Source organism: Bacillus sp. J41TS8 (assembly GCF_018333035.1).
Taxonomy (GTDB): domain Bacteria; phylum Bacillota; class Bacilli; order Bacillales; family Bacillaceae; genus Bacillus; species Bacillus paralicheniformis.
Genome location: NZ_BORF01000006.1, coordinates 227,902 through 236,930, shown reverse-complemented (window position 1 = coordinate 236,930; position 9,029 = coordinate 227,902). Strand labels below are relative to the sequence as shown.

General features: G+C 45.5%; 8 protein-coding genes. 5 read left to right on the top strand and 3 right to left on the bottom strand.

All coding sequences use genetic code 11. From position 1 onward, the window contains the following. Positions 1-160: 160 nt before the first annotated feature. From ispG to KI350_RS11010, 3 genes are all read right to left on the bottom strand, one after another. Positions 161-1,279, bottom strand: coding sequence for a flavodoxin-dependent (E)-4-hydroxy-3-methylbut-2-enyl-diphosphate synthase (gene ispG, locus KI350_RS11020; protein ID WP_085959519.1), 1,119 nt, complete (start codon positions 1,277-1,279; stop codon positions 161-163). Between the two features lie 106 nt (positions 1,280-1,385). Continuing rightward, positions 1,386-1,691 carry a LysM peptidoglycan-binding domain-containing protein gene (locus tag KI350_RS11015; RefSeq protein ID WP_020452212.1) on the bottom strand — a complete coding sequence of 102 codons (306 nt, stop codon included), beginning with the start codon at positions 1,689-1,691 and terminating at the stop codon, positions 1,386-1,388. An 84-nt stretch (positions 1,692-1,775) separates the two neighbouring features. Next, complete coding sequence (locus KI350_RS11010) at positions 1,776-2,534, bottom strand: DUF1189 domain-containing protein (RefSeq protein WP_020452211.1); 759 nt, start codon at positions 2,532-2,534, stop codon at positions 1,776-1,778. 157 nt (positions 2,535-2,691) lie between these two features. On the opposite strand from KI350_RS11010, the gene KI350_RS11005 reads away from it, so the two are divergent. From KI350_RS11005 to KI350_RS10985, 5 genes are all read left to right on the top strand, one after another. Further along, a complete protein-coding gene (locus KI350_RS11005) occupies positions 2,692-3,174 on the top strand; it encodes a DUF456 domain-containing protein (RefSeq protein WP_020452210.1) in 483 nt (160 codons plus the stop codon). A 184-nt stretch (positions 3,175-3,358) separates the two neighbouring features. Beyond that, on the top strand, positions 3,359-3,967 hold the full coding sequence (sodA, locus tag KI350_RS11000) for a superoxide dismutase SodA (RefSeq protein WP_041817255.1): 609 nt from the start codon (positions 3,359-3,361) through the stop codon (positions 3,965-3,967). Positions 3,968-4,348: 381 nt separating this feature from the next. Continuing rightward, positions 4,349-5,635, top strand: a complete 1,287-nt coding sequence (locus KI350_RS10995; protein ID WP_020452208.1) for an MFS transporter — start codon at positions 4,349-4,351, stop codon at positions 5,633-5,635. Positions 5,636-5,736: 101 nt separating this feature from the next. After that, positions 5,737-7,857, top strand: a complete 2,121-nt coding sequence (locus KI350_RS10990; RefSeq protein WP_020452207.1) for a peptidoglycan D,D-transpeptidase FtsI family protein — start codon at positions 5,737-5,739, stop codon at positions 7,855-7,857. Positions 7,858-8,049: 192 nt separating this feature from the next. Continuing rightward, entirely contained in the window at positions 8,050-8,967 is a 918-nt protein-coding gene (locus tag KI350_RS10985; RefSeq protein ID WP_020452206.1) for a phosphate ABC transporter substrate-binding protein, read from the top strand. The last annotated feature ends 62 nt before the right edge of the window (positions 8,968-9,029 follow it).

Below are 9,029 nucleotides of genomic sequence, written 5' to 3'. Positions count from 1 at the left end.
GCTGTTCGCGCTGATCTTTAGAGTGCTTAGACAACATGGCAAAACCTCCAAAAACTAGATTTCACTCACATTTTAACAAAAAAAGCTTGTCGATCAAGCCACTTTTTGTGGCTTTGTCGACAAGCTGAAAGCTTGACGGATATCCGTCAAGCTTTTTTTATTATGTGTTTAATTTTTCTTTTTCGGCCGCTTGTTTCGCATAATGTTCTTCGGCGAGCTTGTCGATTTCTTTTTTCAATTCCTCGACCATCGTTTCCTCAGGCACTTTCCGGACGATTTCGCCTTTGCGGAACAGGAGGCCTTCGCCGCGTGCGCCGGCAATCCCGATATCGGCTTCGCGAGCTTCTCCGGGACCGTTGACGGCACAGCCGAGAACGGCAACTTTGATCGGCGCCTTGATTTTAGCGATGTAATCTTCGACTTCATTGGCGATGCTGATCAAATCGATTTCGATCCGGCCGCAAGTCGGGCAGGAAATCAATGTCGCTGCATTGGAAGCGAGCCCGAAAGATTTCAGGAGCTCCCTGGCGACTTTTACTTCTTCGACCGGGTCCGCGCTTAAAGAAATCCGCAATGTATTGCCGATTCCTTTTGAAAGGATCGCGCCGAGCCCGGCGGCGCTTTTCACCGTACCGGCAAACAGCGTTCCCGATTCGGTGATGCCTAAATGAAGCGGATAATCGAATGCTTTTGCCGCTTTTTCGTACGCTTCAATCGCCAGATTTACATCAGACGCCTTCATGCTGACGATGATATCGTGGAAATCGAGATCCTCAAGAATTTTAATGTGGTGCAGTGCACTTTCGACCATGCCGTCTGCTGTCGGATAGCCGTATTTCTCAAGGATTCGTTTTTCCAGAGAGCCTGCATTGACGCCGATCCGGATCGGAATGCCCTTTTCCTTCGCTGCATTGACAACCGCTTCAACCTTTTCGCGGCGGCCGATGTTTCCCGGATTGATGCGGATTTTATCGGCTCCGCCTTCGATCGCTTTTAAAGCCAATTTATAGTTGAAATGAATATCCACGACAAGAGGAATGGATATCCGCTTTTTGATCTCAGGAATCGCGTCTGCAGCCCGTTCATCAGGACAGGCGACGCGGACGATTTGACATCCCGCTTCCGCGAGTCTGTTGATTTCGGCGACGGTTGCTTCAACGTCATGTGTTTTCGTTGTTGTCATGCTTTGAATGACGACTTCGTTATTGCCGCCTATTGTTAAAGGTCCCACTTTAACGGGACGCGTTTTTGTACGATGTGTGATTTCACTCACTTGAATTCGCTCCTTAAGTATAATTCGGAGGCGGTTGCTCCTTTTCTTATACCAAATCGTTTACAAGTCTTATTGTAACAGCCCGTTCATGAAACTGACAAGAAATTAACGCTTATTCAGGATAAACGGGAAACTTGTAGGTGACGCCTGCTTGAATGCGGCTTGCCTTAACATTCGGATTCAGCGCTTCAAAATCCTCGGCTATTTTGTCGGCCGGAACGGCGCTGTTCCCGATGATTGAAAATACGGTTTGTCCAGGTTTGACGGTAACGGTCTTATATTGCAGGCTTGCAGCCGGAGCTTCCGCTGCCATGGTTGAAGCCGGCAAGGCGTTTTGAGGGATGGTGCCTGATTTCAAGTCATAATAAACAATGAACAGGGCGAGCAAAATCGAAAACAGCACAATCACACGTTTCATCTGATTTGTCCCCATTTCGTGCATTTTTTATTATGTTACGCTTGTCCCTCTTTCAACATGACAATAAATTTGCTCCTGCCCGCTTTACCTCGCTGCTTTAGAAGCCGGCGTCTCTTTAATGGCGAGAAACAGGATAATAAAGTTCACAAACCAGTTCAGGAGGAACTGACTTGGAACCACCGCCTCCAGCGCGTCCATAATTGCAAAAAACACGGTTGCGAGCGTGATCGAATAAGCAGACATCACCCAAAGGTGCTTATAGGAGAGCATTTTCTTCTGTCCGTTGCGAATGATCAGCCCGATGACGGCAAGAACCGAGACATCAATGAATTTTCCGGCTGCCGTCGCCAAAAACAGCAGAACGCATAAGACGGGAACAATCACCGATTTATTTTGATCAACTAAAGAAAGGATATCGTCCTTGGACATGTCTTCGGGAAGCATTGTGTACGGCATTTCCTGGACTTGGCCGTCAATGGCGATGACGAACTTATCTTTCAGAATGCCGACGGAATTCCGTTTGTCTTCGATCTGTTTTGTTTTATAAGAGCCGCTCGGATCAAAAACGATGACAAATCCGAATGACTGTGATTCAATCGCTTTCTTTGCATCTGTTTGCAGCGAGCCGTCTTTTATGGAGAAAGCGGGGAATTCTTTCACAGCTGACTGAAAGCTGTTCATTGTATTCACCACTCCGCTGCTGATATGGTAAAGATTCGGGAGAGCGGCGATGATGCTGAGCAAAAATACGTATAAAATCGTTTTCCCTATGCCTTGGAAACGCATTTTGCCAATCGCGTGAGGGGAATATGTACTTTTAAAAAATCGCTGAAATAAATTCATTCGGTTTCACTTCCTATATCTATAATGTATCTGCATTATTGTATCGTCACAAAAGGACGAATACAAGAAAACTTATCGATCAACAGGGACTCTGGAAGTTTCCTTTTGGAAAAATGGGTATAATATGAAGCATCACAATCGATTGGAGGGGATTCGGATGGATGTTTTATATTGGATCATCATTGCGGCGATGTTCGTCATTGCGTTCATCGGCCTTGTTTATCCCATCATTCCGAGCGTCGTTTTCATCGTAGCCGGCTTTGTTCTATACGGTTTTTTATTTACATTCGGGCATTACTCCTACCTGTTTTGGATTATTGAAGGCATTTTTACAGCCGTATTGTTTGCCGCTGACTATATTGCAAATCTCCTCGGTATTAAGCGCTTCGGCGGCAGCAGGGCGGCGATATGGGGCAGCACAATCGGCCTTTTGATCGGACCTTTTGTGATACCTGTGGCGGGCATTATTTTGGGGCCGTTTGTCGGGGCCTTGGCGGGTGAGATGATTGTCCATCAGAAGGATTTGAAAACAGCGGCCAGAATCGGAATCGGTTCATTGATCGGATTTATTTCAGGCGTTTTTGCGAAAGGTGTGATTCAGCTGATGATGATCGGTTACTTTTTATATACCGTGCTCTAAAATTTTCCCGTCCATGTTTAAAAAGAGGGGGAAAAGGATAAAGTTTAGTGAGCGCTTGAAATGCAATTGTGATCATTTTGTGAGCATTTCCATTGAAACAAGCCTTTTCTTTTGATACATTGAAAGAGGAAAGGCTTGCTAAAGGCGGCATTTCAATACATACAATATTAAGGAGGAATTGATGATGGCTTACAAACTTCCAGAATTACCTTATGCTTACGATGCGTTAGAACCACACATCGACAAAGAGACGATGAATATTCACCATACGAAGCACCATAACACATATGTTACAAAATTGAACGAAGCGGTGGCAGGCAAACAGGATCTTGAAAGCAAATCTGTTGAAGAGCTTGTTGCAAACCTTGATGCTGTACCGGAAAACATCCGCTCAGCTGTCCGCAACAATGGCGGTGGACATGCCAACCACTCATTGTTCTGGAAACTTCTTTCTCCAAACGGAGGAGGCGCTCCGACTGGTGAATTGGCAGAAGCGATCAACAGCAAATTCGGCAGCTTCGATCAATTCAAAGAAGACTTTGCCGCTGCAGCAGCTGGCCGTTTCGGCTCCGGCTGGGCATGGCTTGTTGTCAATAACGGAGAGCTTGAAATCACAAGCACGCCAAACCAAGATTCTCCTCTTTCAGAAGGCAAGACCCCTATCTTAGGTCTTGACGTATGGGAGCACGCATACTACCTGAATTACCAAAACCGCCGTCCAGATTATATTAAAGCATTCTGGAACGTCGTTAACTGGGATGAAGTTGCACGCCTATACAGCGAAGCAAAATAATCCAGCTTGAGAAAAGAGGCCCGCTTAAAAGCGGGCCTTTCAGATTGTTGACAAAATCCCAAAACACTTTTTGTTTTGGGATTTTGTCATCCCTTTTCAGCGTGATTGAAAACCCTTGCAGTCTAGGAAGGCCGAGCATCGGAGCGGAGCGAATTTGGAATTCGTGAGCACCGACGCGCAGGCCTGACAACGAATGCGAGGGTTTGTCGACACGCTGAGAGCCCGCGAAAAGCGGGCCTTTTTATGTTATTCGCGAAGCGGAGCGTCTGCTGAAGGACCGGCAAAAAGCCGGTCTGTTTGTTTTTCGTTTCTTTTGCTCTGAAGTACATAACTGACTTTTGATGAGACAGACTAATGGTGATCAGTAAAGGGGAGTCAGTTATGAGCAGAATCAAAAACATAATAGGCGATGTTGAAGTAAACAGGGACCTCCTGCTGCTGCTTGCAGTCGGCGGCCTTTATTCTCTTAGCATTGCCCTTTCCAATACGTTTGTGAATGTATATCTGTGGAAGCAGTCCGGACAGTTTGTCGATTTGGCCATTTACAATTTGTCGATCGTCGTGATGCAGCCGATCATTTTTATGTTTGCCGGCCGCCTTGCCAAAAAAATCGACAGGGTGTTTATCCTCAGGTTTGGCGTTTCGTTTTTGGCTGTATTTTATTTAACCGTGCTGTTGGCGGGGGAGAATGCGGGATCACGGCTTGTGCTGCTCGGCAGTGTGCTCGGAATTGGCTACGGATTTTACTGGCTTGCGTTTAATGTCCTGACATTTGAAATCACTGAGCCGGACACGAGAGATTTTTTTAACGGCTTTCTCGGCATTTTAAATTCCGGCGCGGGAATGATCGGTCCGATTGTCGCCGGCTATGTTATTTCACGGCTTGCTGACAACACGGGGTACACGGTGATTTTCAGCCTGTCTTTGGCTTTATTTTCGGTGGCCGTCATCACGAGCTTTTTTTTAAAGAGGCGCGAATCGCGCGGCCGCTATATTTTGAAAAAAATCTGGACGGAACGAAATTCAGACCCGAATTGGCGCAGCATTACAAATGCTCATTTTTTTCAGGGACTGAGAGAAGGGATTTTCGTTTTTTTAATCAATGTCTTTGTCTTTATCACGACAAAGAGCGAGTTGGCATTGGGGAAGTTCGGCTTGATTAATTCAGCTGTTTCTTTTTTTGCATACTATTTCGCAACGCGGCTTATTAAAAAGGGAGCGCGCAAAAAGGCGATTTTAATGGGCGGTCTCGTCCTGTTCGGCGCTCTCTTTCTGATTTTGTTTCATATGACGTATGTGACGCTGTTGCTGTATGCCGTTGCGATTGCGATCGGCTATCCGATTTTGCTCGTACCGTATTCATCGCTCACATATGATGTGATCGGTAAAGCAAGGTATGCCCGGAAAGCGCGGATCGAATACATTGTCGTCAGAGAGGTTTTTTTAAACATCGGACGGATTGTCTCGATTTTGGTTTTTTTGCTGCTCGTGTCGCTCCTGAAGGAAGACTTGGGCATTCCGGTTTCCCTCGTTTTGCTGGGGGCAGGCCACACGCTGATCTACTATTTCGTCAAAGATATCCGTCTGACAGAGCCCGCCCGCGAAACGGTCGGAAAAGATGCGCATAAACAAACAGCTGAACCGAATTATTTAGAAGGAAAAAGGTAAGCCCCAAGGGAAAATAGTAGAAAAATGCCGAAAAAAACTTTACAATAGATTTGGCACCTTTTCATAAGGTGTCTTTTCTTTATTTCAAAAAGGTGATGCTAATGATGAACAAAAAAATGAAAACTGAAAAACGCAAATCGCTCCCCATCAGATTGAACATATTGTTCCTTCTCGCTTTTATTATTTTCACCATCGTCGTCGTGCGCTTAGGCATGGTGCAGATCGTCTTTGGCGAGGACTATACGAACGAAGTGCAGAAGCAGGAAGAAGTCGATGTCTCGACAAGCGTTCCGCGGGGGAAAATATATGACCGGAACTTGAACACGATCGTGAAAAATAAACCGATGAATGCCATTACATACACAAGGACATCATCGACCTCTCAGGAGGACAGGCTCAAAGTAGCAAAAAAACTTGCAGAAATGATCGAAATCGATACAGATAAAATAACGGAGCGCGATAAAAAGGACTATTGGATTTTAACGCGGCCGAAAAAAGCCGAGAAGCTCATCACCGATCAAGATCGAAAAAAAGTTAAGGACGGCAAGCTGAAAGAAGATGATCTATACCAGCTGCAGCTTGACAGGATCACGGAAGATAAACTGAATGAACTGACAGATCAAGATTTGAAAGTCTTGGCAATCAAGCGTCAGATGGATTCTGGATACGCGCTGACTCCGCAGTATATTAAAAACAAGGACGTAACCGCAAAAGAAATGGCGGTTGTCAGCGAACACCTGGACGAGCTCCCTGGAGTCGATGTGACGTCAGATTGGAAGCGGGATTATCCTTATAACGGTCTGCTCAGAACGATGATCGGCAGCATATCCGATTCAAATGAAGGACTTCCGAAAAGTCTGCTCGATCATTATTTGTCGCTCGGCTACAACCGGAATGACCGGGTTGGAAAAAGCTACCTTGAAGCCGAATATGAAAATGTGCTTCAGGGACAGAAAGAGAAAGTGAAAAATATTACCGACAAATCAGGGGACATCGTCGATACGGAAGTCATTTCCGAGGGGAAAAGCGGAAAAGATTTAGTCTTGACGATTGATGTTGATATGCAAAAAGCGATTGAAAAAATTATCGAGGATGAACTGAAGTCTGCCAAAGCCCGGCATAGCGCTCCGCTTCTCGACCGCGCATTCGTCGTCATGATGGATCCGCGAAACGGGGAAGTGTTATCGATTGCCGGCAAGCAGCTTAAAAACGAAAGCGGCAAATTAAAGGTTGACGACTATGCGCTCGGCGCGATGACGTCTTCTTATGCGATGGGCTCGGCTGTCAAAGGGGCCACCGTTTTAACAGGTCTGCAGACGGGAGCCATTAATTTAAATACGACTTTTCTTGATGAACCGCTCTACATCGGAAAAGGCAACCCGAAAAAATCTTGGGCAAGCAACTTGGGAACACTGGGTATCCAGGGAGCGCTTGAAAAATCTTCAAACGTGTTCATGTTTAAAACGGCGATCGCCCTTGGTAAAGGCCAGTATAAGGCGCGCCAGCCGCTCGACCTTCAAACAAAAGCATTTGATACATTCAGGTATTATTTCAGCCAGTTCGGCCTCGGCGTCAAAACCGGAATCGATCTGCCAAATGAAGCAACAGGCTACAAAGGATCTCAAAGACTGCCTGGTTTCTTGCTTGACTATTCCATCGGACAGTATGACACATACACACCGCTGCAGCTGGCTCAGTATGTATCAACGATTGCCAATGGCGGGTACCGCATGAAGCCGCAGCTCGTGAAAGAGATCAGGGAGCCTGATTCGAAAAAAGGAATCGGGGCCGTTACACAGTCCGTGCAGCCTGAAGTATTGAACAAATTAGACATGAGCGATCAATATATTAAAGAAGTCCAAAACGGATTCAGGCGCGTCATGACAAAAGGTACGGCAGCGGGTCAGTTTGCTTCTGCTTCATATAAACCAGCAGGAAAAACAGGAACGGCCCAGTCTTTCTATGACGGACCGGACAAATCGAAAACGGGAACACCGACATATAATACAACGCTTGTTGCCTACGCTCCTTACGATAATCCGGAAGTCGCAATTTCCGTCGTCGTTCCTTGGGTTTATAACGACTATGGTCAAAGATATTCAATTACAAACGAAATCGGCCGGAAAGTGCTTGATAAGTATTTTGAACTGAAATCAAAACAATCGAAAGAAAATACCGCCGAAAAAAATAAAGACAAAATCGAAAAAGAAGCTACAGAATAGTACTTTTTCATTAAAACACCTGCATTGAACCATGCAGGTGTTTTTTTGTGAGCCCGTTCCTTTCGTCCGCATTCTATACAAAGTTCAAGCTTATTTTACAAAACCTTAATAATTCATTTAAACAAGATTAATATTGAAAAGTTACGCTATACCCGTAGGACAAATTACACATTTACGCGGGAGGATTAAGAAGTGAAACCATTTAAAAAAATCACACTGATGTTCATCATGTCCGTTTTAGTTGTCTTCGCAGCAGCTTGCGGAAGCAGCAGTACAAACAACAATGCAGACGAAGGCAAACAAAGCGATAAAGCAGAGAATAAGGCTTCAGGTTCTTTAACGATTTCGGGTTCTTCGGCGATGCAGCCTCTTGTCTTAGCAGCGGCTGAAAAATTCATGGATGAAAATCCTGATGCCGATATTCAAGTTCAGGCTGGAGGTTCTGGCACAGGCCTTTCCCAAGTGGCTGAAGGCACAGTCCAAATCGGAAACTCCGATGTCTTTGCCGAAGAAAAAGAAGGCATTCCTGCAAAAGAACTTACCGATCATCAAGTTGCGGTTGTCGGAATGGCAGCTGCCATCAACCCTGAAGTAGGCATCGATGACATTTCGTTAGAGGATCTCAAAAAGGTATTCACAGGTAAAATCAAAAACTGGAAGGAACTAGGCGGGAAAGATCAAAAGATTACGCTTGTCAACCGTCCTGATTCTTCAGGAACCCGCGCGACTTTTGTCAAATATGCACTTGACGGAGAAACTCCGGCTGAAGGAATCACGGAAGATTCTTCAAACACAGTGAAAAAGTTAATCGCTGAAACGCCTGGGGCAATCGGATATCTTGCGTTTTCTTATATCAAGGATGACACTGTCACTCCGCTTTCAATCGACGGCGTTAAGCCGACAGCCGAAAATGTACAAAAAGGCAAATTCCCGATCTGGGCATACCAGCATTCTTATACGAAAGGCGAGCCTGAAGGCTTGGCGAAAGAATTCCTCGACTATTTGATGAACGATGACATTCAAAAATCCATCGTGACGGAGCAGGGCTACATTCCAGTAACAGACATGGAAGTAAAGCGCGATGCTGATGGAAAGCAAACTGATAAATAATTGACAATAGAAGGCGGGAAAGTGTGCTCCTGACACTTTCCCTCTTATGACTTGTTCTTATA